Genomic DNA, 494 nt, shown 5'->3' with positions numbered 1-494 from the left:
GGTAACGGAAAGACAACGGTCGCGGGATTGTTACCTGGAAAAACGTTAGTCCTGGATATTGATGGGACAAGCCAAGTGTTATCGGGGTATGACAATGTGGATGTAGCTAGGATTGATGTTGAACATCCACATGATAGTATCCTACAGTTTTACGGACTGGCAAAAGCGAACATCGGTAAATACGACAATATTTTTATCGATAACTTAACGCATTATCAAAAATTATGGCTGCTGAAAAAAGGTGAAAATACGAAAAGTGGTATGCCGGAGTTAAAAGACTATGCACTATTAGATAATCATCTTTTGAAGTTAGTAGAAACATTTAATTCATTAGATGCCAATATTCTTTTCACAGCTTGGGAAACAACGAGAAATATTACTCACGATGATGGGCAGCAATATACACAATTTATTCCAGATATACGCGATAAGATTGTGAATCACATCATGGGAATTGTTCATGTTGTCGGTCAATTAGTGAAAAAAGCAGATGG

Annotated in this window: 1 protein-coding gene; it reads left to right on the top strand. The window is 37.2% G+C overall.

The annotated features are described in order from the left end of the window. Positions 1 to 494 (top strand): AAA family ATPase (locus tag ACQRBL_RS32560; protein ID WP_427736452.1); only part of this gene is annotated, 494 nt, incomplete at both ends.

The organism is Bacillus sp. AF62 (assembly GCF_050312695.1).
Lineage (GTDB): Bacteria > Bacillota > Bacilli > Bacillales > Bacillaceae_G > Bacillus_A > Bacillus_A cereus.
Note: the sequence above shows the minus strand (reverse complement) of the source record. Positions and strands in the feature narration are given on the sequence as shown.